At 71.1% G+C, this 22,057-nt stretch carries 22 protein-coding genes and 1 tRNA gene; 9 read left to right on the forward strand and 14 right to left on the reverse strand.

What is annotated here, in order from left to right:
- Positions 1-3,702 (reverse strand): AAA family ATPase, encoded by a 3,702-nt coding sequence (locus GJQ66_RS04030; RefSeq protein WP_368732646.1) that lies wholly within the window; start codon positions 3,700-3,702, stop codon positions 1-3.
- 183 nt (positions 3,703-3,885) lie between these two features.
- Here GJQ66_RS04030 and GJQ66_RS04035 point away from each other — a divergent pair, with 183 nt between their 5' ends.
- Complete coding sequence (locus GJQ66_RS04035; protein ID WP_155048064.1) at positions 3,886-4,503, forward strand: DNA-3-methyladenine glycosylase I; 618 nt, start codon at positions 3,886-3,888, stop codon at positions 4,501-4,503.
- A gap of 41 nt (positions 4,504-4,544) precedes the next feature.
- On the opposite strand, the gene GJQ66_RS04040 is transcribed toward GJQ66_RS04035, so the two are convergent.
- Both GJQ66_RS04040 and GJQ66_RS04045 read right to left on the reverse strand, forming a co-directional pair.
- On the reverse strand, positions 4,545-6,158 hold the full coding sequence (locus GJQ66_RS04040; protein ID WP_155048065.1) for a cation acetate symporter: 1,614 nt from the start codon (positions 6,156-6,158) through the stop codon (positions 4,545-4,547).
- On the reverse strand, positions 6,155-6,505 hold the full coding sequence (locus tag GJQ66_RS04045) for a DUF485 domain-containing protein (protein ID WP_155048068.1): 351 nt from the start codon (positions 6,503-6,505) through the stop codon (positions 6,155-6,157). Before GJQ66_RS04045 ends, GJQ66_RS04040 begins: the two co-directional genes overlap by 4 nt.
- 140 nt (positions 6,506-6,645) lie before the next feature.
- Here GJQ66_RS04045 and GJQ66_RS04050 point away from each other — a divergent pair, with 140 nt between their 5' ends.
- Complete coding sequence (locus tag GJQ66_RS04050; RefSeq protein ID WP_155048069.1) at positions 6,646-7,485, forward strand: LuxR C-terminal-related transcriptional regulator; 840 nt, start codon at positions 6,646-6,648, stop codon at positions 7,483-7,485.
- Positions 7,486-7,575: 90 nt separating this feature from the next.
- A complete protein-coding gene (locus GJQ66_RS04055) occupies positions 7,576-7,977 on the forward strand; it encodes an FHA domain-containing protein (RefSeq protein WP_196215805.1) in 402 nt (133 codons plus the stop codon).
- A 29-nt stretch (positions 7,978-8,006) separates the two neighbouring features.
- Here GJQ66_RS04055 and GJQ66_RS04060 read toward each other — a convergent pair whose 3' ends face one another.
- From GJQ66_RS04060 to GJQ66_RS04110, 11 genes are all read right to left on the reverse strand, one after another.
- Positions 8,007-8,249, reverse strand: coding sequence for a hypothetical protein (locus GJQ66_RS04060; protein ID WP_155048073.1), 243 nt, complete (start codon positions 8,247-8,249; stop codon positions 8,007-8,009).
- 126 nt (positions 8,250-8,375) lie between these two features.
- Positions 8,376-8,987 (reverse strand): IS3 family transposase, encoded by a 612-nt coding sequence (locus GJQ66_RS04065; RefSeq protein ID WP_196215815.1) that lies wholly within the window; start codon positions 8,985-8,987, stop codon positions 8,376-8,378.
- Positions 8,987-9,535, reverse strand: coding sequence for a transposase (locus tag GJQ66_RS04070; RefSeq protein ID WP_196215806.1), 549 nt, complete (start codon positions 9,533-9,535; stop codon positions 8,987-8,989). Before GJQ66_RS04070 ends, GJQ66_RS04065 begins: the two co-directional genes overlap by 1 nt.
- A gap of 442 nt (positions 9,536-9,977) precedes the next feature.
- Positions 9,978-10,050, reverse strand: a tRNA-Arg gene (locus tag GJQ66_RS04075).
- Between the two features lie 53 nt (positions 10,051-10,103).
- Positions 10,104-10,451, reverse strand: coding sequence for an Lsr2 family protein (locus tag GJQ66_RS04080; protein WP_155048076.1), 348 nt, complete (start codon positions 10,449-10,451; stop codon positions 10,104-10,106).
- Between the two features lie 62 nt (positions 10,452-10,513).
- A complete protein-coding gene (locus GJQ66_RS04085) occupies positions 10,514-11,011 on the reverse strand; it encodes an HNH endonuclease (RefSeq protein ID WP_155048077.1) in 498 nt (165 codons plus the stop codon).
- A gap of 350 nt (positions 11,012-11,361) precedes the next feature.
- Positions 11,362-12,303: a M23 family metallopeptidase gene (locus GJQ66_RS04090; protein WP_230379262.1), complete on the reverse strand. Its 942-nt coding sequence runs from the start codon at positions 12,301-12,303 to the stop codon at positions 11,362-11,364.
- Between the two features lie 205 nt (positions 12,304-12,508).
- Positions 12,509-13,207 (reverse strand): metal-dependent transcriptional regulator, encoded by a 699-nt coding sequence (locus GJQ66_RS04095; RefSeq protein ID WP_155048078.1) that lies wholly within the window; start codon positions 13,205-13,207, stop codon positions 12,509-12,511.
- Between the two features lie 78 nt (positions 13,208-13,285).
- Positions 13,286-14,395, reverse strand: a complete 1,110-nt coding sequence (gene serC, locus GJQ66_RS04100) for a phosphoserine transaminase (RefSeq protein WP_155048079.1) — start codon at positions 14,393-14,395, stop codon at positions 13,286-13,288.
- 25 nt (positions 14,396-14,420) lie between these two features.
- Complete coding sequence (locus tag GJQ66_RS04105; protein ID WP_155048080.1) at positions 14,421-14,951, reverse strand: DUF3027 domain-containing protein; 531 nt, start codon at positions 14,949-14,951, stop codon at positions 14,421-14,423.
- Entirely contained in the window at positions 14,935-15,315 is a 381-nt protein-coding gene (locus tag GJQ66_RS04110; RefSeq protein WP_155048081.1) for a cold-shock protein, read from the reverse strand. Before GJQ66_RS04110 ends, GJQ66_RS04105 begins: the two co-directional genes overlap by 17 nt.
- Positions 15,316-15,427: 112 nt before the next feature.
- On the opposite strand from GJQ66_RS04110, the gene GJQ66_RS04115 reads away from it, so the two are divergent.
- The 6 genes from GJQ66_RS04115 to GJQ66_RS04140 all read left to right on the forward strand — a co-directional run bounded on the left by GJQ66_RS04115 (position 15,428) and on the right by GJQ66_RS04140 (position 22,006).
- Positions 15,428-15,691 (forward strand): multidrug ABC transporter ATPase, encoded by a 264-nt coding sequence (locus GJQ66_RS04115; protein WP_155048082.1) that lies wholly within the window; start codon positions 15,428-15,430, stop codon positions 15,689-15,691.
- Entirely contained in the window at positions 15,688-17,373 is a 1,686-nt protein-coding gene (locus GJQ66_RS04120) for a helicase-associated domain-containing protein (protein ID WP_368732647.1), read from the forward strand. Before GJQ66_RS04115 ends, GJQ66_RS04120 begins: the two co-directional genes overlap by 4 nt.
- 42 nt (positions 17,374-17,415) lie before the next feature.
- On the forward strand, positions 17,416-19,056 hold the full coding sequence (locus GJQ66_RS04125; RefSeq protein ID WP_155048083.1) for a DNA repair helicase XPB: 1,641 nt from the start codon (positions 17,416-17,418) through the stop codon (positions 19,054-19,056).
- 73 nt (positions 19,057-19,129) lie between these two features.
- Positions 19,130-19,822: a response regulator transcription factor gene (locus GJQ66_RS04130; RefSeq protein ID WP_155048084.1), complete on the forward strand. Its 693-nt coding sequence runs from the start codon at positions 19,130-19,132 to the stop codon at positions 19,820-19,822.
- 96 nt (positions 19,823-19,918) lie between these two features.
- On the forward strand, positions 19,919-21,598 hold the full coding sequence (locus tag GJQ66_RS04135; RefSeq protein WP_368732648.1) for a sensor histidine kinase: 1,680 nt from the start codon (positions 19,919-19,921) through the stop codon (positions 21,596-21,598).
- 120 nt (positions 21,599-21,718) lie between these two features.
- Positions 21,719-22,006 (forward strand): WXG100 family type VII secretion target, encoded by a 288-nt coding sequence (locus GJQ66_RS04140; RefSeq protein WP_155048085.1) that lies wholly within the window; start codon positions 21,719-21,721, stop codon positions 22,004-22,006.
- The last annotated feature ends 51 nt before the right edge of the window (positions 22,007-22,057 follow it).

Below are 22,057 nucleotides of genomic sequence, written 5' to 3' on the forward strand. Positions count from 1 at the left end.
TCAATCGATGATCGGGGCGGTGTCGGCGTCCACGCGCTCGACCTCGGCGCGGATCCCCAGCACGGCCGCGACGCGCTCCGCGACAGCGCGCGGGTCGCTATACAGGTCGAACGCGTGCACGCGGACGTAGTGCCAGCCGAGCCGGCGCAGGACCTGCGGGCGCAGGCGCAGCGATTCGCGCAGGGACTCGCCGCGCGTCTCCGGGTCGGACTCCACGATGACGGCCTTGCCGCCCGCCTGCGCGACGAGCGGGAGCAGCCCGCGATAGTCCATCTCGACGGCGGCGCCCATGCGGCGCAGCTCGCGGGCGAGCACCCGTGTCAGCGGATCCGCGTCGTCCTCGCGCCGCGGCTCCCGCGCGCGCTCCTCGTAGGAACGCAGCAGGTCCATGAGCAGGGCGGCGCCGGTGGAGAACCGGCCGTCGTCGATGTCCGGCGGGCGCACGCACGTGACGATCACCATGGAGCGGCGCGCGCGCGTCATGCCCACCGTGAGGAGGCGCTCGCCGTCCGGACCGGACAGGTCGCCGAGGTCGCTCAGCACGCGCCCGTGACGCGTCACGCCGTAGCCGAGCGAGAAGATCACGCGGTCCCGGCTCTCGGCGACCGACTCCTCGAGCGTGAGGACCGCGAGCGGCTCGGCCGTCTCGCGCCCAACGAAGTCCGCGACGTCGCCGCGGCCCGCGAACGCGGCGGTCACCGCGGCGCGCACGCGGTCGGCGTGTCGGCGGCTCGCGGTCACCACCATGAGCGACTCGCGCGGGCGGTTGACGGCGTGCTCGACGACGAGCGTGACGACGCGCTGGACCTCGGGATCCGGGCTCTCGACCGCGCCCGTGCGCGGGTCGGGCGCGCCCTGGCCGCCCTCGATGTAGTCGACCGTGAGGCTGCCGCGGCCGAGGTAGGACCCCGCCCACGGCAGCGAGGAGATCTCCCCGCCGTAGAACGCGTCGTTGACGAGATGCGCGAGATCCTCCCCGCCCGAGCGGTAGCTGCGCGTCAGCGTCTCGACGGGCAGGACCTCGGCGATCCGCTCGAACGCGCTGCGCTCGGCGCGCGCCGGATCCTCGCGCTCGGGCTCGACGGCGGCGGCGGTGGAGACCGCGAACGGCGTGGGGCGTTGCGTGACGGGATCGCCGAAGACGACGACCTGGTTCGCGCGGCGGATCGCCGGGGCCGCCTCCGCGAGGGAGATCGCCGCGGAGTCGACGAGGAGGACGGCGTCGAAGCGCTCGGTGTCGGGAAGCTGCGGGACGTCGTACGGCGACGCGAGCCAGACCGGCGCGAGCGTGCGCATGAGCTGCGGCGCGTCCTCGTGGACCTGCCGTGCCGTCACCTCGCCGCGCATGAGCGCGCGCCGCAGGCGATCGGACTCGTCCGGCTCGTCCACGATGCCGATCTTCCACTGGGCGGCCAGCTGCCAGGCCAGAAGCGGGCCCGAGGCGGCGGCGTGCGCCTCGTCGACGAGTCGATAGTCCTTCTCCAGGCGATCGACGACGCTCGTCGAGGCCCCGAGCAGCGCCTTGTCGCTCTGCAGCAGGTGCTCCAGGGCCGACTGCCACCAGGTGAACTCGAGCTCCTCGCCGACGCGCGCCTCGTCCACGTGGCGCACGGACAGCTCGGTGAGCAGCGGCGAGAGGCCGAGCTCGTCGAGCGTCGCGCGCAGCTCGGCGCGCTCGACGATGTTCTCGAAGACGTCGGACTCGGCGGCGAGCCCCGCGAGCGTGCGGATCAGCCGCTCCACCGGCAGCGCGGCCAGCCGCGTGCCGCGGCCCAGCGCCTGGTCGAGCTCTCCCAGGTCCGCCTCGACGCGTTGCCACTCGACCTGCGCGTCGGCGAGCCCGAGCGGCACTTCGGGGACGCTCGCGCCCTCGGACAGGTGCTGCCACTGCGCGCGCTGGTGCTGGATCCGCGTCAGGGCGTCGTGCATGTCGGCGACGTGCACGCCCGGGCGCACGAGCTCGCGCGAGAGCCGCTTGAGGCGGCGCCGCTGCGCGCCGGACATCGACTGGGCGTCGCGGCGCGTCCCGTGCGCCTTGATCATGTCGGCGAGCGGGCGCTCGAAGGCCATCGGCTGGAACCGATCGAGCGAGTCGCGGATCCCGTGCAGCAGGCGCAGGTACTCCCCCAGCTCGTCGAGGGTCGCAAAGGGGCGCATGCGCGTCTGGGAGATGAGCTCGTACCCGCGCTCCAGCAGCTGCGGCACGTCGGTGCGGTGCAGGCGCCCCGCGAGGGCGTGCGCCGCGCGTGCGGCCTCCGTGGTCTCGAAGCTCACGCCGTACCAGGGCGAGTCGTCGGGTCCTGTCCGGAACTCGCCGAGGCGCGCGGCGAGCGCCAGCGTGCGCGCGGCGCTCGAGCGATCGTCGGCGAGCTTCTCGAGCGCGCGGATCCCCAGGCGCGCGGACGACGAAGGCGGCACCGGCAGCGAGGCGAGCCGAGTGAGCTCGCGCGTGATGTCGAGGACCGACACCCCGAGGCGATCGCGCGGGCGCGTCAGCGCGCCGCGGTAGTCGCGGAGCACCGTGCGCAGCCGCACGAGCGCGTCGTCGACGTCCGTCACGCGCGGCTGCGTCGCCTTCTCGTTGCGACCGATCGCCCGGATGAGGTCCGTGCGCAGCGCCGTGGGCGTCACCGCGAGCGACTCCAGGTGGATACCGCGGAGGCGGTGCGCGACGCCCTCGAGCGTTGCGCGGCGCGCGCTCACGACGAGCACGCGCTTGCCGGCGCGGACGAACTCGCCCATCGCGTTGATGACCGTCTGCATCCCGCCCGTGCCGGGGAGCGTGTGCACGGCGAGGGAGTGCCCCGCGCGGATCCGAGCCAGGACCGCCTCCTGCTCGGCATCGGCGTCGAGGAGCAGCGTGTCGGACGCGGGGGCGCGGTCGTCGGGGCCCGACGCGATCGGCGCGGGGCGCGGCGCCTGCACGGCGCGCAGGTCCTCCTCGTGCCCGCCGAGCGCGTTGAGGAGCGGATGGTCGGCCGAGGCGAGGTCTCGCACGACGGGACCCGAGACGTCGGCGAAGGTCGACACGAACAGCCGCGGCTTGACCGAGAAGGTGTCCACGTGGGCGGTGAGGGCGCGCAACCGGTCGATGACGGGCTGCGGCTGGAAGAGGCCGTCGTCGTAGGCGAGCGAGGCGAGCGCCGCCCCGTCGAGGTCGATGCCGAAGTGGTCCCGCGCGGCGCGGAGCAACTCGGGGTTGACGCGGAAGTGGCCGCGGAGCTTGAGCTCGAAGTCGGCGTGGTGGCGGCGCAGCGCGAGCGGCCGGAGCAGCACGGGCGCCGTGAAGCGCTCGGACCCCACGCGCCAGGACGCGAGCCCGACGGCGAGGCGCACGGCGTCGATGCCGCGCGCCGTGCGTAGCTCGACGTTCTTCGCCGCGATCCGCTCGGCCGCCAGACGGGCCGTGCGCAGGGCGACCTCGTCGCGGAACAGGTTCGACAGGAGCGTCGAGCGACCCGTGATGAACTGCGGCAGGCTCCCGGGGTGCGCGGTCGTGATCTCGATGAACGACTCGGGCACCTCGCGATATTGGAGGAGCGTCGAGCGCCCCCCGAGGCGCGACGCGGCGTCGCGCAGGCGCTCGCGCTCGACGTCGGCGGCGTGGCCGACGGGCACGCCGGGCTCGGCCACCTGGAGATCGCTCGGGTTCACGCCGTCCTCCGTCCCGGACAGCGCCGCTGAGCCTTTGATACGCCACACAGGCGCAAGGGTACGCACGCGGCGCCCATTTCTCGCCCCGGATCGCCGTGCGCGCCGCAATCCGCCGCGCCGGATGTCGGGATCCGACCTCCCGCTCGTCCCCAGGGCGCGGATCCGCCCCGTTCTCCCCGGATCCGGCTCCCCGTCCGCGCGGCGGCGGCGCGGGCCGGAGAGGATGGGGGCATGACCGACACCACCCTCCCCCGCGGGCTCGTCCAGGGCGCCGACGGGCTCGTGCGCCCCGCCTGGGCCGCGGCGAGCGACCTGCTGCGCGCCTACTACGACGACGAGTGGGGCCTGCCCGTCACCGACGAACGCGGCGTGTTCGAACGCCTCAGCCTCGAGGCGTTTCAGTCCGGCCTGTCCTGGGCGACAGTCCTGCGCAAGCGCCCCGCGTTTCGCGACGCGTTCGCGGGCTTCGACCCCGCGCGCGTGGCCGCGTTCGGCGACGCCGATCTCTCCCGCCTTCTGGCGGACGCGGGCATCATTCGGAACCGCGCGAAGATCCTCGCAACGATCGACAACGCCCGGGCGACCCTGCGCCTGCGCGAGGACGGCACCGACCTCGGAGAGCTCGTGTGGTCGTTCCGCCCGGCGGCCACGCCCGCGCCGCGGACCCCCGACGAGGTGCCGTCGACGTCCGACGAATCGATCGCCCTCTCGCGCGAGCTCAAGCGCCGCGGGTTCCGGTGGGTCGGACCCACGACGATGTTCGCGCTCATGGAGGCGATCGGCATCGTCGACACGCACCTCGTCGGCAGCCACCGCCGCGGCTCCAGCGGGATCTGGCCGACCACGTAGGGCGCGCGACGCGATGGCCGCGCGCCCCGCCTGCCGCTGTCCTAGTGCTCGACGGCCTTTTCGGCCCCGTGGCCCGTGAGCGAGCGCACCTCCATCTCCGCCGCCACCTTCGGATCCTCGGATCCGCGCCCGATGAAGGATCCGACGAATCCCAGCAGGAACCCGACGGGGATCGACACGATGCCCGGGTTCGTCAGCGGGAACACGGCGATGTCGATGCCCGGGAAGACGCTCGTGTCGGATCCGGAGAACACGGGCGAGAGCACGATCAGGATGACGGCGGCCGCGAGGCCGCCGTACATGCTGAGGACCGCGCCCATCGTCGTGAACCCGCGCCAGAACAGCGAGAAGAGGATCGTCGGCAGGTTCGCCGAGGCGGCCACCGCGAACGCAAGCGCCACGAGGAACGCGACGTTCTGGCCCTGGACGCCGATGCCGCCGACGATCGCGAGCGCGCCGACGACGAGCGTCGTCATCCGCGCGACGCGCACCTCGCCGTCGCCCGTGACCTTCCCCTTCTTCCACACGTTCGCGTAGATGTCGTGGGCGAACGAGGCCGACGCGGTGATCGTCAGCCCGGCCACGACGGCGAGGATGGTCGCGAACGCCACGGCGGAGATGAACCCCATGAGGAGCGGCCCGCCGAGCGCGTTCGCGAGCAGCGGCGCCGCCGAGTTCACCCCGCCGGGCGCGGCCTCGATCTGCTCGGGGCCCACGAGGGCGCCCGCGCCATAGCCGAGTACGAGCGTCAGCAGGTAGAACAGCCCGATCAGCCAGATCGCCCAGACAACGGAACGGCGGGCCTCCTTCGCCGTGGGCACGGTGTAGAAGCGCATGAGCACGTGCGGCAGGCCGGCGGTGCCCAGCACGAGCGCGAGGCCGAGCGAGAGGAAGTCGAGCGGGTTGGCGTACTTCAGCCCGGGGCTGAGGATCGCCTCCCCCTGCGGCGAGGCTGCGACGGCCGACTCGAGCAGCGCGTTGATGCTGAAGCCGTTGAGCGCGAGCACCCAGATCGACATGACGATGCCGCCGCCGATGAGGAGGAAGGCCTTGACAATCTGGACCCAGGTCGTGCCCTTCATGCCGCCGATGAGCACGTAGAGCACCATGATCACGCCCACGACAGCGATGACGATCGACTGCCCGATCGCGCCGTCGATGCCCATCAGTAGGGACACGAGCCCGCCCGCACCGGCCATCTGCGCGAGGAGGTAGAAGAAGCACACGGCCAGGGTCGTGACCGCGGCCGCCATGCGCACGGGTGCCTGTCGGAGGCGGAACGACAGCACGTCGGCCATCGTGAACTTGCCCGTGTTGCGCATCAGCTCCGCGACGAGCAGGAGCGCCACGAGCCATGCGACGAGGAAGCCGATGGAGTAGAGAAACCCGTCGTAGCCGTTGACCGCGATCGCTCCCACGATACCCAGGAACGAGGCGGCCGAGAGGTAGTCGCCCGAGATGGCGAAGCCGTTCTGCGGCCCCGTGAACGATCGCCCGCCCGCGTAGTAGTCGGCGGCCGAGGCGTTGTTGCGGCTCGCGCGGATGACGATGAACATCGTCACGGCCACGAACGCCGCGAAGATCGACATGTTGAGGATCGGGTTGTTCTCGATCTCGGTAACGACGTTCGCCGCCGTCTCCAGCGCGCCGCTCATCGGCCGGCCTCCTCGCGCTCGAGCTGTTCGCGAATCCGCTGTGCCACCGGGTCGAGCCGGCGATTCGCGAAGGCGACGTAGCCCATCGTGATGGCGAACGTCGTCACGAACTGGCCGAGCCCGAGGAGAAGGCCGACCGTGACGTCACCCCAGACGCGCTGCCCCATGAACTCGGGAGCCCACCCGGCGAGTAGCACGTACGCGAAGTACCACACGAGAAAAAGCGCGGCCATGGGAAACACGAACGACCGGTGCGTCCGCTTCAGTCCGCGGAACGTCTCCGACTTTTCCACCGCGATGTAGTCCACGACCCGAGCGGGTGTCGTGGCAGTATCCTTGTCCGTCATGTGGCCTCCTTGCCGCATGTCGCTGGGCGACGCACCGTTGCGCCGCCTCGGGAACCCGGGATCCCTCGTGGGGCCCCGAGCTGTCCACGACGCTACGAACTCGGCCCGCGGGCCGTCACCCCCGAAAGGCGGTAGGCACCATGTCGGCGACGCCCCCAGACCCGAGCGCTCAGCAGCTTCTCGCCCGCGCCGTCGAGGAGTTCGCGGCCGTCACGCGGTTCCCCCTCGCCTTTGGCGGCCTCGCGGACGAGGACCGGGTCACGCGCGTGACCCGCATCGTGGGAAACCGCACGGACGCGCTCGCGGGGCTCGCCGTCGCGCCCGACCGCGGGCTGGGCGGGCGGGCGGTCGCCGAGGCGCGCCCGCGCATGACGGGCGACTACGCCACCGCCAGGCAGATCACGCACGACTACGACGGCTTCATCCTCGGCGAGGGGATCGGCACGCTCATCGCGGTGCCCGTCGTCGTCGCGGGACGCCCGCGCGGCCTCCTGTACGGCGGGGCGTGGGGCTCCTCCACCGTGGGCGGCGTCGCCGCGGCTCCCGCGGTCGGCGTCGCGGAGCGCCTCGCCGCGGCGCTCGCGGATCGGCCGAGCGCACCCGAGGACACGCGCGACGCGCCCGGCCCCCTCCCCGCGGCGCAGCGAGAGGAGCTGCGCGCGACCTACGCGGAGCTCCGCCTCATCGCCGCCGAGGTCGACGACGCGGGCCTCCGCGGCCGCCTCGCGGCCGTCGAACGGCGGTTGGCGGCGCTCTCCGCGGACGCCCCGCCGCGGGCCTCCGAGATCCGGCTGGCGCCGCGCGAGGTGGACGTGCTCGCGTGCGCCGCGCTCGGCGCGACGAACGCCGAGATCGCCGAGCGCCTGGGCCTGCGCGAGGCGACCGTCAAGGCGTACCTTGCATCCGCGATGTCCCGCCTCGACGCCTCGACACGCCACGCCGCGGTCGCGGCGGCCCGACGCCACGGGCTGCTGCCGTAGGGCGGGGATTCGGTGCTCACTGCTGGACTGAAACCGAACGAATTGCTTCGGTTCGAGCGGCTGGAAACCGTGTGGGATCAGGCAAGGCGGGTGAATCGCCCCGCGGTCGAAGACCCCGCAAACCTCGACGAGGACACGGAAGCAACGCGCATCCACGCCACCCCTCCCGCCGTCCTGCACCTGACGTTCAGCACACAACGCGCCGTCACAGTCCCCGCCCGCGTCGTCATCGGCCGCGAACCCCGCGCCGTCGACGGGCGCCACCCGATCACGGTCCACAGTCCCGGCCGTCAGCTCTCCCGCACCCACGCAGCCATCGACGTCGACGAGCGCTCGCGGATCATCGTCACCGACCTCAACGCCCCCAATGGCATCGAGGTGCTGACCACTCCCCCACGCGTACTCACTCCCGGCGAGCCCACCATGATCCCTGCCGGCACAAAGCTCCTCTTGGGTGACGTTGAGTGCATTGTCACCCTTGCATCACCGTGAGGACGATCCCCGGAGGAGGTCCTCCGGGTTTAGCCATCGTCACCCTGCGACGCGGACTCCTCGCTGCGACGCATCATCCGTGGGAACCGCGATATCACCAGAACTGACAAAGCAACCGAGAGGACCAGTGGAATGAGGAACAGGTACCACGGAGCAAAGCCCGTGACGGCGGCGACGGCGCACAGGACGGCCAAGGCGAGTACTAGCAGCGCGAACACGGTGTATGCCACGAAGGCAAACGGGTGAGTGTACGGATTGTCTTTCATCAACATGCCTCTACCGTCGAATGGATACTCAGTATGGTGCCGACCACAGACGCGTTAAAGCCCACGACGGACGCGACTCCGAGCGCGATGGAGGAGCCTGACCCGGTTTCCCGGACGGTTTCTCTTTGTTGATCATGCCGCGGTTGCGGCGGGGATGTGAAGTCGTTCGAACTCCACGGGGCTGAGGTTGCCGAGCGCGGTGTGCCGGCGGGTGGGGTTGTAGAACGCCTCGATCCACTCGAACATCGCCGATGACAACTCGGCTCGTGAGGTCCAGGCGGAGCGGTCGAGGAGCTCGCGTTGCATGGTCGACCAGAACGACCCAATGAGCGCATTATCGACGCTGGATGCGACGCGTCCCATCGATCCGAGGAGCCCGGCTTGGCGGAGCCTGTGCCCGAAAAGCCAGGACGTGTATTGCGCTCCTCGGTCCGCGTGGACCACGGTTCCAGGTTCGGGCCGTCGTCGCCAGCGGGCCATCTCTAGCGCGTCGGCGACGATCTCCGCGGTGATCCGGTCCGAGATCGACCACCCCACGATCCGCCGCGAGTACGCGTCGATCACGGCGGCGCAGTAGACCCATCCGTCTTTCGCGCGGTGCTGCGTGATGTCGCAGAACCACAGCCGGTTGGGCGCGTCGGCACGGAACTGCCGCTTCACGAGGTCCTCGTGCGTGGCCGTGTCTGGCTTCCACCCGCGCCGCTTTCGACGGTGCGAGACGCCCACGAGCCCATCGATCCGCATCAGCCGGGCGACGCGTTTGCGGCCGACGTGAGCGCCCCGAGCCCGAGCCGCAGTTCGGCAAGCACCCGCGGAGCACCATACGTCTCCCGCGAGTCGGCGTGGATCTGACGGATCGTGGTCGTCAGCTCCGCATCCGCGACAGCACGCGGTGAGGGTGGCCGACTGCTCCACTCGTAGAAGCCGGAGGTCGAGATGTTCAGGAACCGGCAGGCCACCGCGACGGGAACACCGTCGGCGGCGAACTCCTGGACCAGCCGGAACCCTATTTTGGGAGCACGTTCTCCCTCGCGAAGTACGCCGACGCGCGCTTGAGGATCTCGATCTCCAATCTCCAGCACCCGGTTCCGGCGACGCAGCTCGACGATCTCCTTATGCTCATCGGTCGTGACCCCGGCCTTGCGGCCGGGGTCGACCGCGTCACGGTTCATCCAGTTCCGAAGGCACGACTCACTGATCCCGAGGTCACGCGCGGTCTGCGCGACCGGGTTGCCCTGGGCAACGAGATCGAGGGCTCGACGCCGGAACTCCGGCGGGTGGGCAGCAGGCATCTCACGGACTCCTTCCGAGACGATCATCGCCTCAAAGTTGGTGTCCGGAAAAGCGGGTCAGGCTCCAAGCGCCTTCACGACGAGAGCGAGAAGCTGCTCGCAGCCCACTTCGCCGACGCCATCGACCTGGACACCCTCAAACGACACCAAGACCGCATCCGGGCAGGACTCACCGACATCAACCGCCGTCTAACCCGCGAGCGCGAGGGCAGCGAAGGCACCCGACGTCACCTCACCGCCGCGCTGCGCCTCCTGATCGACTGCGCCACAATGTACGCGCGAGCCGACAACCACGGCAAACGCCTCGCGAACCAGGCACTCACCGGCGGCATCGACATCGGAGAAGACGGCGAGGCCACGATCCGCCTCACCCCACCGCCCGCCGCAATCACCGCACCCAAGACAACTTTCGATGTCTCAGGTTCTAGTACGTCTGAAAAAGTGCCCCTGACAGGACTCGAACCTGCGACGCACGGTTTAGGAAACCGACGCTCTATCCACTGAGCTACAGGGGCATGCGCCAACGCGCCCTCCCAGTCTATCTGGGAGGGCGCGTGGGCTTGTCGCGTCAGTGCGCGGCGTCGTAGGCCTGCAGGACCGCCTCGGGGACGCGCCCGCGGTCGCTGACCGTGTGCCCGTTCGCCCGCGCCCACTCGCGGACGGCCGCGAGGTCGCGACCGCTTCCGCCGCTCGAGCGCGCACCGCGAGCCTTCGGGGCCGCCGTGGCCCCCGAGATACGCCGCGCCGAAGACACGAACGGCTCGAATGCGTCGCGCACGGCCTGCGCGTTTTCCGCGCTCACGTCAATCTCGTAGCTCTTGCCGTCGAGGGAGAAAAGAATCGTCTCGCCCTCGCCCGGCTCCAGCACGGTTCCGTCGATGTCGTCGACCAACTGATGAACAATCTTTCTCGCCATAACGACACCATAACCCGTGTGCACGTGAAATTGCTTATCGAATGCGATATTTCAATCGCTGCCTAAGCGGCCATTTCCAAATAGCGCTCCCACGAGGGGTCCGCTTTTTCGGATCCGCGCACCGCCCAGCTGTTTCCGCGCGGAATCGCGGGGACGTGGCGCAATTTCCAGCCCATTTCCTGCGGCGTCCGGTCGCTCTTGACGTTGTTGCACGTCACGCAGGCCGCAACGAGGTTCTCCCAGGAGTCCGCGCCACCCCGCGAGCGCGGGAGGACGTGGTCGATCGTGTTGGCGGCGCGACCGCAGTACCCGCAGCGATAGCCGTCGCGGCGCAGAACTCCGCGACGGGTGACGGGAATGCGACGCGCGTGCGGAATTCTGACATATCTATTCAGAACGATCACGGCGGGGCGATCGTGCGGGCCGGAAACGCTCCACACGGGAGCGTTCTCCATCCGCTCTATCACATTCGCCTTGTCGTTCATCACGAGCACGAGCGCGCGCTTGAACGAGACCACAGCGAGCGGCTCGAATCCGGCATTCAACACGAGGGTGCGCATATGCGACCTTTCTTCCCTTCCCGGATGGCTTCCGGGAGTTGCGGATTGTCGTCGCGCGGGCCGGAGGGCACGAAAAAAGGCGCTGTCGCAATGACAGCGCCTCGATGGCACACCGCGGCGGCGCCGCGGCTCGTGTGCGCACAATGCCTCAGGACATAGCGTCCGAGCGCATCCGTGGTTCGGATGCGTGGGCGTTGGTCCATGGGCCTTCCTCTCCCTCGTCGTCGCGACGACGCGATTAGGATAGCCCAGCGGACACGCCCGGGAGACGAATGCCGAATGAATTTCGTGCAACATGCGATCGAGCCCGCACCGTGTCGTCGGTGCGGGCTCGATCGCGAGCTGCCTGATTAGATCGGCAGGTAGTTCATCGGATCGACGATCACGCCGTTGATCCGCAGCTCGATGTGGAGGTGGTTCGCCGTCGAGCGGCCGGTCGAGCCGACGTACCCGATGATCTGCCCGGCCTCCACGGCCTGGCCCGCCGCGACCTGGCGCGTGCCGTACGTCATGTGGCCGTAGAGGGTCTGCGTGCCGTCGTTGTGATCGATCGCAACCGTCACGCCCCAGCCGCCGTAGCCCTCGCTTGAGACGGTCACTGTGCCGGACTTGACGGCGTAGATCGGCGTCATGGCCGGAGCGACCATGTCGGTGCCGTCGTGGCCGGAGCTCACGGAGCGGCTGACGTAGTACGAGCCCGCCGGCAGCGGGTTCACGGCGCCGTCGACGACGGTCGGCGCGGGCGCCTCGGCGCTCGCCACGGTCCCGGTCGTCTCGGCGGCCTCCGTCGTCTCGGCGGCCTCCGTCGTCTCGGCGGCAGCCGCCGCCTCCGCGGCGGCCTCCTCCGCGGCAGCCTGCTCGGCCTCGGCGCGTTCGAGGGCGTCGCGCTCGGCCTCGATCTTTTCGATCTCCTCGGAGGAGGTCGCGGCGTAGGTCGTCGCCGTGAGGTCGGTCGACGCGGCGTCCTCGCTCACCTCGAGCGACTGGGCGTCGCCCTCGGCGGCCTCGCGCACGCTCGCCGTCTCCGAGGACGCGTCCTGCTGCGTCGCCGCATACGCGGGGATCGCGACGCCGGCGATGAGCGCGCACACCGCGGCCAGCGTTCCCGCGGCACGCAGGGGCGTGAAGCGGCGCGACGCCTGATGAGCCTCCGCGCGGCGGGCCGCGCGCTCGGTCTCACGCATGTCCTTGCGGGCGGCGGCGAGCATCTTGCGGCTCGTGAGGGGCTGCGCAGCGGGTACCTGCGCGTCGTCGGGGGCGAGCTCGTCGCGCGCCGTCATGTCGTCTGCCAAGATCGGGTTCCTCCATCGCCTCGCGCGTCGGGAACGCGGTGATTCGCCAGCACTGGTTGGGGGCACAGTGTCTCTCTGCGGGAGGGGCGAACCACACGAGGCGATTTCCCACAGAGCCCCCGGCGCGGGCGCCGGGTATCACCAAATGGTAACGAAAGATAACGGCAAAGTCACGCCCGGGCCAGAATCCGCTGACGGCCGCGCGTCAGTCGGCGACGAGAAAGACGTGCGAGGCGACGTCGATCGGGAGCTCGAGGCCGTTCTCGGCGCCGTCCATCCGGACGAGCACATACCCCTCGTTGTACTCGAACGCCCCGGTACCTCCCGGGACCACCCCGGCCTCCCGCAGCTGGCTCAGCAGCTCGGGATCCACCTGCGCGGGCTCGGCGAGCCGGCGCACCGTCCCGCGGATCGGCTCCCCCGCGAGGTCCAGCTTCTTGACGACACCGATGACGCCCTCGTCGAAGGTGGCCGACGTCGCGACGTCGCCGAGCTCACCCAGCCCGGGGATGGGGTTGCCGTAGGGGGACTCGTCGGGGTGGCCGAGCAGCTCGACCAGCCGGCGCTCGACGAGCTCGCTCATGACGTGCTCCCAGCGACAGGCCTCCTCGTGCACATAGGCCCAATCGAGCCCGATCACGTCGCTGAGCAGGCGCTCCGCCAGCCGGTGCTTGCGCATGACCTCGATCGCCTTCCGGCGTCCGTCCACGGTCAGCACGAGGCGGCGGTCCTCGCCCACGCGGATGAGCCCGTCGCGCTCCATGCGCCCGACGGTCTGCGACACGGTCGGACCCGAGTGCCCGAGCCGCTCCGAGATGCGCGCCCGCAGGGGCACGATCCCCTCCTCCTCGAGCTCGAGGACGGTGCGGAGATACATCTCGGTGGTGTCGATCAGATCAGTCATCGCGGCGCTTTCGTTGCGAAATGGGGTAAGGAGATCCTAACCCGCGCGGCGGGCCGTGGCGCGGCGCGCCGAGCCGCCTCAGCCGTGCGCGAGCACGTAGTCGATGCTGCGGGTCAGCTGGCGCACGTCGTCCGGCTCGATCGAGACGAAGGTCGCCACGCGCAGCTGGTTGCGCCCCAGTTTGCGGTAGGGCTCCGTGTCGACGATGCCGTTCGCCCGCAGGGTCTTCGCGAGCGCCGCGGCGTCAACCGACTCGTCGAAGTCGATCGTGACGACCACGCTCGAGCGGTCGGCCAGGTTCTGCACGAACGGCGTCGCGACCGGGGATGCCTCCGCCCAGTCGTAGAGCACCGAGGACGACTCCCGCGTGCGCGCCGCGGCCCACTCGAGCCCACCGTTGCCGAGGATCCACTCCAGCTGGCTGTCGAGGAGGTGGAGCGTCGACAGCGCCGGCGTGTTGTACGTCTGGTTCTTGCGCGAGTTGTCGAGCGCCGTCGTGAGGTCGAGGGAGGCGGGGATGTATCGCCCCGACGCCTGAATCGCGGCGATGCGCTCGATCGCGGCGGGCGAGACGGCGGCGATCCACAGCCCGCCGTCCGACCCAAGGTTCTTCTGCGGCGCGAAGTAATAGACGTCGAACTCCCGCGCGTCGACGTCGAGGCCGCCGGCCGCGCTCGTCGCGTCGATCACGGTGAGCGCGCCGTCGTCTCCTGCGACGCGGGCCACGCGCGCCTGCGCGCCGGTGGACGTCTCGTTCTGCGGCCACGCGTACACGTCGATCCCAGGGACCGCCACGGGCTGCGCCACCGTGCCCGGCGTCGCCTGTCGCACGTCCGGGGTCTCGAGCCACGGCGCGGCGGCCGCGGCCGCGAACTTGCCGCCGAACTCGCCGAAGGTGAGGTTCTGGCTGCGGGTCTGGATCAGGCCGAACGCCGCGGCGTCCCAGAAGGCCGTGGATCCACCGTTGCCGAGGATGACCTCGTAGCCGTCCGGCAGGCGCAGCATCGCGGCGAGGCGCTCGCGCACGCTCCCGACCAGGTTCTTCACCGGCGCCTGGCGATGCGACGTGCCGAGGAGGGATCCGCCCGCCGCCGCGAGCGCCTGCACCTGCGCGTCGCGCACCTTCGACGGGCCGCACCCGAAGCGGCCGTCGGCGGGAAGGAGGTCAGCGGGGATCTGGAGCGTCATGGGCCCATCCTAGGCCCCGGCCCCGTCACTCCGAGTCGTCCTCCGCGCCGTCCGGCGACTCGCCCTCCGCGCCCGCGTCCAGCTCGTCGATGTCGACGCCGTCCACGTCTCCGGCGTGCAGGAACGACGCCTCGTCGTCGTCCTCCGCGTCGTCGTCCGAGCCGTCCTCACCCTCGTCGCCGTCGGGAGAGGCGCCCTCAGCGTCGTCCATGTCCTCGCCCGCGGCACGGGCGGCCGCCTGCGCGGCCTTGTACTCCTCGAGGCGCTGAGACCACGGCACCCACTCGGGCGCGACGAGCGCGTCGTCGCCCGGCAGCAACTCGGCCTCGAGCACGGTCGGATCCGCGCCGTCGACGGCTGCGACGGAGACCGTCCAGAACCACCCCGGGTAGCCCGGCATGCTCGCCGCGAACCGCAGCGACACCGTGCCGTCTTCGTGCACCTCGTGGCCCGCGGCCGCGCCGACGGTCTCGGCGGGGGTGATCTCCGCCAGCGCGGCGAGAGCGAGGGGGCCCGCGCCGGTCAGGCGCTCGTCGGGCTCACGCGTCGATGTCATCGGCAACCTTTCGCAGGACGGCCGCGATCTTGCGGGCGTGCGCGTTCGAGGGGTAGCGCCCGCGGCGGAGGTCTCCGCCCATGTCGTCGAGGAGGCGCACGAGATCCTCGACGATGACGGCCATGTCGTCGGGCTTCTTGCGCTGCGCGCGCACGGCGCTCGGCGGGGCATCGAGCACCCGGACCGAGAGCGCGGAGGGGCCGCGCCGACCATCGGCGATGCCGAACTCGATGCGCGTCCCGCTCACGAGGGACGCCCCGGCGGGGAGCGCGCTGGCGTGCAGGAAAACGTCCTGTCCGTCGTCGGACGAGATGAAGCCGAAGCCCTTGTCCTCGTCGTAGAACCTGACCTTGCCGGTGGGCATGGGAACCTCGCTGAAGCTGCCGGAAACGAAGAACGAGGGATCCGCTCGGTCCCCCGACCGTTCAGATTACCGTGCGCGCCACGGCGGGGGTCCGTGGACTACTGTGGGAGGGATGAGCAATAACGCCGATGGCGCCCCTCCCGTGCGCCGCATCGACCGGGTCCTGGCCGCCATGTCGCTGGGAATCCTCGTGCTGTCGATCGGCTGTTTCGTCGCGGTGATGATCGCCGGCGCGGTCGGCGGCGTGGACTACGCGTCGGGCGTCTGGCCGACCGTGTTCGTCGTGCAGATGGTCGGCCCGGTCATCTCGTTCCTCCTGCTGCTCGCGCTGCTCATCATGAGCTTCATCCGTCGGGGCCGGGCGAACCGGCAGTGAACGCGGAGGACGGCGCCGCGGCGCGACTGATCGCCGAACGGCTCCGCGCCGCCGACGACCGGGAGCTCGAGGCACTGTTCGCCGAGCGTCACGTCCTCGCCGCCTCGGGCGCGTGGCGCGACTTCTTCGACGCGGCCGAGTGGCTCCTCCTCCCCGAGCACGTCGCGAACGCGCTCTCGGTCCTCCCCCGCGACGCCGTGTGGCGCCTGGCCTCGGGCGAGCCGCTGACCACCCTCGCGCTCACCGACGAGGCGGGGCTCGCGCTTCCCGCCGTCGCCCGCGCTCTCGGCGGCACGAGCCCGACGCCGACGCCCGGCCAGGAGCCGCCGGCCGCGACGGGCGCCGCCGCCGAACATGCCGCGGAGCGCGCGTTCACGACGATCACGGCGCTCGCGGACATCCTCCTGCGCGCCCTCGGCGCCCCGCTCGCGCGAGTCGGGACCGGCGCCCTCAGCGCGACCGAGCGCCGGCGCCTCGTCGACGAACAGATCGTTGCCGCGCCGGGCGAGGCAGACGCCCTCGTGCGCCTCGCGGGCGCCACGGGCCTCCTGCGGGGCCACGATCGCGTGTTTGGCGTCACCGCCGCCGGCGCGGCGTGGATCGAACACTCGACGCCCGAGCGATGGGCGGTGCTGGCCGCGCGGCTGCGCGATGCGCTTCCGGACGGGCTGCGCCGGGGCGAGGGGTGGATCGATCCCGCGCTGTGGCCGGACGCCTATCCGCTCGACGACGCCTGGCCCGATAAGGCGCGCGGCTGGCTCGAGTTCGCCCGCCTGGTCGGCGTCGTCGCCGACGGCGACCCGCCCACCGAGCCGGCCTGGGCGGCGCCGCTGCGGCGCGGCGGCGCGCCCGACACGGCGGCGCTCGCGGAGTTCCTCCCGCACGAGGTCGACCGCGTGTACCTGCAGAACGACCTCACGGCGATCAGCCCCGGCCCGCTCGCCCCCGCGCTCGACGTGCGGCTGCGGCGCATGGCCCGGCGCGAGTCGCACGCTCAGGCCTCCTCGTATCGCTTCTCCGAGCCGTCGCTGACCGAGGCCCTGGGCACGGGCGAGACGGCCGCCTCCATGCGCGCCTTCCTCGAGGAGATCTCCCTCACCGGCGTCCCCCAGCCGCTCGCTTATCTGCTCGACCGCATCGCCGACCGCCACGGCCTCGTCCGCGTGTCGTCCGATCCCGAGCGCGGCCACACGGTCGTCACGAGCACGGATCCGCACCTGTTGCGCACGCTCGGCGTCGACCAGTCGCTCCAGAGCCTCGGCCTCGTGCACGAGGGCGAGCGCCTGCGGACCGCCGCCGCCGCCGACACCGTGTTCTGGGCGCTCGCCGACGCCCGCTATCCGGCCGTGCGCGTGGACGCCGCGGGCGATCCGCTCCCGCGCGATCGGCGGCGGGTTCTTCCCGACCCGGCTCGGCCCGCCGACGCCGCCGCGCTGATCGAGCGCCTCCGCGAGGGGCACGCGGCCGACGGCGACGCCGCGTGGCTCGAGCGCGAGCTCGAGGCGGCCGTGAAGGACCGCGCGACGCTCGCGGTCGAGGTGAACATGCCCGACGGCAGCGTGCGCGAGATGCGCCTCGACGCGACAGGGCTCGGCGGGGGCCGCCTCCGGGGGCGCGACGCGGGCGCCGACGTCGAGCGCACCCTCCCCGTCTCGCTCATCCGGTCCGCGCGCCGCGTCTGAACGCGGGCCCGGGTTCGCCTCGCGCGGATAGACTCGTGGGCTATGGCTGATGGCCCCCTGATCGTCCAGAGCGACCGCACGGTCCTTCTCGAGGTCGCGCACCCCGACGCGGAGGCGGCGCGGCACGAGCTCGCCGTGTTCGCCGAGCTGGAGCGCGCCCCCGAGCACATCCACACCTACCGGATCACGCGCCTTGGGCTGTGGAACGCCCGCGCCGCCGGCCACACGGCGGAGGGCATGCTCGAGACCCTCGATCGCTTCACGCGCTTCCCCGTCCCGCCCTCGGTCGCGACCGACTTGCGCGAGACGGTCGGGCGGTACGGGCGCCTGACGATCGAGCGCGGCGAGGAGGGCGAGCTCCTGCTCCGCTCGACCGACCGCGCGGTGCTCGCCGAGGTCTCCCGCAACAAGCGGATCCAGAACCTCCTCATCGGGCACCCCGATCCCGACACGCACGTGATCGACGCGTGGGCGCGCGGCCAGATCAAGCAGGAGCTCCTGAAGATCGGCTGGCCCGCCGAGGACCTCGCCGGGTACACCCCGGGGACGCCCCACGAGATCGCGCTCGCGGAGGACGGGTGGAGCCTGCGCCCCTACCAGGAGCAGGCCGTCGACACGTTCTCGGCGGACGGATCCGGCGTCGTCGTACTGCCCTGCGGCGCGGGCAAGACGCTCGTCGGCGCGGGCGCCATGGCGGCGACGAAGACGACCACGCTCATCCTCGTGACGAACACGGTTTCCGCGCGCCAGTGGCGCGACGAACTGCTCGCCCGCACGACGCTGACCGAGGACGAGATCGGCGAGTACTCGGGGCAGGTCAAGGAGATCAAGCCCGTCACGATCGCGACCTACCAGATCCTCACGTCAAAGCGGAAGGGGCAGTACGCGCACCTCGACGTGCTCGACGCGCTCGACTGGGGGCTCATCCTCTACGACGAGGTGCACCTCCTGCCCGCGCCCGTGTTCAAGCTCACGGCCGATCTGCAGGCCCGCCGCCGCCTCGGCCTGACGGCGACCCTCGTGCGCGAGGACGGGCGGGAGGGGGACGTCTTCAGCCTCATCGGCCCGAAGCGCTTCGACGCGCCGTGGAAGGAGATCGAGCAGCAGGGATATATCTCCCCCGCCGCCTGCTACGAGGTGCGCATCGACCTGCCCGCCTCCGAGCGCCTCGAATACGCCGCCGCGGCCGACGACCAGCGGTACCGCATCGCGGCGACCGCCCCCGCGAAGATCGACGCGGCGCGCGAGATCATCGCGCGGCACGGCGACGAGCAGATCCTCGTCATCGGGCAGTACCTCGACCAGCTGCAGGAGCTCTCGGACGCCCTCGGCGCGCCGCAGATCACGGGCGCCACGCCGGTGGACGAGCGCGAGGAGCTGTTTCAGGCATTCCGCGAGGGCACGGAGCGGATCCTCGTGGTCTCGAAGGTCGCGAACTTTTCCGTCGACCTCCCCGAGGCCTCCGTCGCCATCCAGGTCTCGGGCTCGTTCGGGTCCCGGCAGGAGGAGGCCCAGCGCCTCGGGCGGCTGCTTCGCCCCAAGCGCAGCGACCACACGGCCAGCTTCTACACGCTCATCGCCCGGGACACCGTCGACCAGGAGTTTGCGCAGAATCGCCAGCGCTTCCTCGCGGAGCAGGGATACAGCTACACGATCCTCGACACGGAGGACATCGCCGCCTGATCGCGGGGTCGCGTGAGGGGCGGTTCGGCGCGCAAAAGCGCCACCGACGGCGCATTGTCGACATAATGGGGGTATGACCGCACCGCGCATCCTCGTAGTCGACGACGAGCCGAACATCCGGGACCTGCTCTCCCAGAGCCTGCGTTTCGCCGGATTCCAGGTCAGGACTGTGATCAACGGCGCCCAGACGATCTCGGCCGTGCTGGAGGAAGAGCCCGATCTCATCGTGCTCGACGTGATGCTGCCCGACATGAACGGGTTCAGCGTCACGAAGCGCCTGCGCGACGCCGGCTACACGGCCCCCATCATCTTCCTGACCGCCAAGGACGAGACCGACGACAAGATCAAGGGCCTCAACGTCGGCGGCGACGACTACGTCACCAAGCCGTTTAGCCTCGACGAGATCGTCGCGCGGATCCAGGCCGTGCTCCGGCGCACGATGCAGTCGGACGAGGAGGAGTCGGTCATCCGCTCCGGCGAGCTCACGATGGACCAGGACACGCACGACGTCTACGTGGGCGACACGGCGATCGACCTCAGCCCGACCGAGTTCAAGCTCCTGCGCTACCTCATGCTGAACCCGAACCGCGTGCTCTCGAAGGCCCAGATCCTCGACCACGTGTGGGAGTACGACTTCAACGGCGACGCGGGCATCGTCGAGAGCTACATCTCGTACCTGCGCCGCAAGATCGACCCGCACGCCTCGGAGTCGCTCATCCAGACCAAGCGCGGCTTCGGCTACATGCTCAAGGTCGACAAGCCCTAACCCCCGCCCCGAGGAAAGGCGCGCGCCCTGGCCACCCGCTCCGACGCGATCACACGCTGGTGGCGCCGCACGAGCCTGCGCGCCAAGATCACCGGCGTGACCGTGGGCGTGCTCGCGGCCGGCCTGCTGTCGGCGGGCATCGGATCCACCCCGGTCCTGCAGTCCATGCTGTCCGGATACGTCGGCACCTCCGCGCTGCAGCTCTCGGGAACCGACGTCTACGAGACGGTCTTCGACGTCGTCCAGGACGCGGAGGGGATCCCGACCCTCCTGCCGAAGGACCCGGAGCCGCGCACCGAATACATCATCGCCATCTACGACGCCGAGGGCGCCCTCGTGGGCGTCTCCGGCGGCGAGAACGGGCCGGGAGCGGATCCGCTGTTCCCCACCGAGCTGACGGTGCAGGACGCGTTCCTCAACCAGGACGCGATCTTCAGCCTGGACACGCTCACGGGCGCGGGGTATCGCGCGTCGGTCGCCCCCGTCCAGGTCACGGTCGGCGGCACGAGCGCGCTGTACGCCCAGCTCGTGGCGCTCCCGCTGTCCGAGGTCGACGCCTTCATGAGCACCTACGTCGGGGTCTTCACGATCATGACGATCCTCACGCTCCTCGTGGGCGCGCTCGTCACCCGCTGGCTCGTGACGCTCGCGTTCCGGCGCCTCGGCCAGGTCGAATCGACGGCGATGACGATCGCGGACGGCGACTTCGCGCAGCGCATGACCGACATCGAGCCGAGCACGGAGGTCGGTCGCCTCAAGCTGGCCATCAACACAATGCTCGATCGCCTCGACGAGTCGTTCGCCGAGCGGGACGCGACCGTCGACAAGATGCGCCGCTTCATCGGCGACGCGAGCCACGAGCTCCGCACGCCGCTCGTGAGCGTCCGGGGCTACGCGGAGCTCTTCCGGATGGGCGCGATTCAGACGCACGAGGACACCGCGAAGGCCATGGAGCGCATCGAGAAGGAGGCGAAGCGGATGAGCTCGCTCGTCGAGGACCTCCTGTCGCTCGCCCGGCTCGACGAGCGGCGCGAGTTCGAGATCGGCGACGTCGACCTCCGGCAGATCGCGCGCGACGCGGCGCTCGACCTGCGCGCCGCGGATCCGGCGCGCCAGATCGCCGTGAACGACACGACGTTCGAGGCCCTCACGGGCCCCATCACGATCCTGTCGGAGGGCGCCCGCGACGCGCTCGAGCCGCCGGTTCCCCGCCGCGACGCCCCCGGCGAGGACGCGCCGCCCGCTCCCCCGGCCGCGGGCGTGCGCGGCGCGTTCAGCGCGGGCTCGGCGGCGTTCTCGCGCGCGCAGCGCGCGTTGCTGCGGCGCCGCGGCGAGCGCGCGGCGCGCGGCGAGACCCCCCGCGCCATCGCGCCACTCGACTTCTCCGACCCTGACCCGGGCAAGCCCGTCGAGGTGCCCCCGATCGTGCGCGGATCCGAGGAAAAGATCCAGCAGGTCGTCGCGAACCTGCTGGGCAACGCGCGCCGATACAGCCCCGCGGACTCGCCAATCGAGCTCACGGTCGGCGTCGACGTCGATACCTGTATGGGCTGGATCTCGGTCGTGGACCACGGCGAGGGCATCCCGCCGGAGATCCGCGCCAAGATCTTCGAGCGCTTCTGGCGCGCGGACACCTCGCGCACACGCGAGACGGGCGGCAGCGGCCTCGGCCTCGCGATCGTCGCGTCGATCGTCGAGCGGCTCGGCGGCTCGGTGTCGGTCTTCGACACCCCGGGCGGCGGCGCGACCTTCCAGGTCGCCTTCCCGCTCGTGTAGGACCCGAGCGCGTTCACACCCCGCTCGGCGCGCGGGTTATCTGAGCGCGGCGGCCCCTGGGCCGAAGGTGGCGGGGCGCGGATCCCTACCGTCGAGGAACGAGACGAGAAAGGATCCGACATGACCCAGTTTCAGGTCGACAGCGACGCGCTCCTCCAGGCACAGGCGGAGGCGCAGGCCTCCTCGGAGCGGCTGCGGGCGGAGGTCGCGCTCCTCATGGGGCGCATCCACCAGCTCGAGGCGACGTGGCAGGGCGGTGCGTCGCAGGCGTTCCAGGGCCTCGCCGCCGAATGGCAGGCGGTGCAGGCGCGCGTCGAGGAGGGGCTGCAGCACCTGGCCCAGCGGCTCCAGGCCGCGGGCACCGGCTACCAGCAGGCCGAGGCCGACATCGCCGGAATGTTCCGCTGACGGACGACGAGAGGCGGCCCTCCTCCCGTGGGAGAAGGGCCGCCTCGTGAC

Origin of the sequence: Microbacterium sp. ZXX196, from assembly GCF_009709595.1 — a bacterium.
Taxonomy (GTDB): domain Bacteria; phylum Actinomycetota; class Actinomycetes; order Actinomycetales; family Microbacteriaceae; genus Microbacterium; species Microbacterium excoecariae.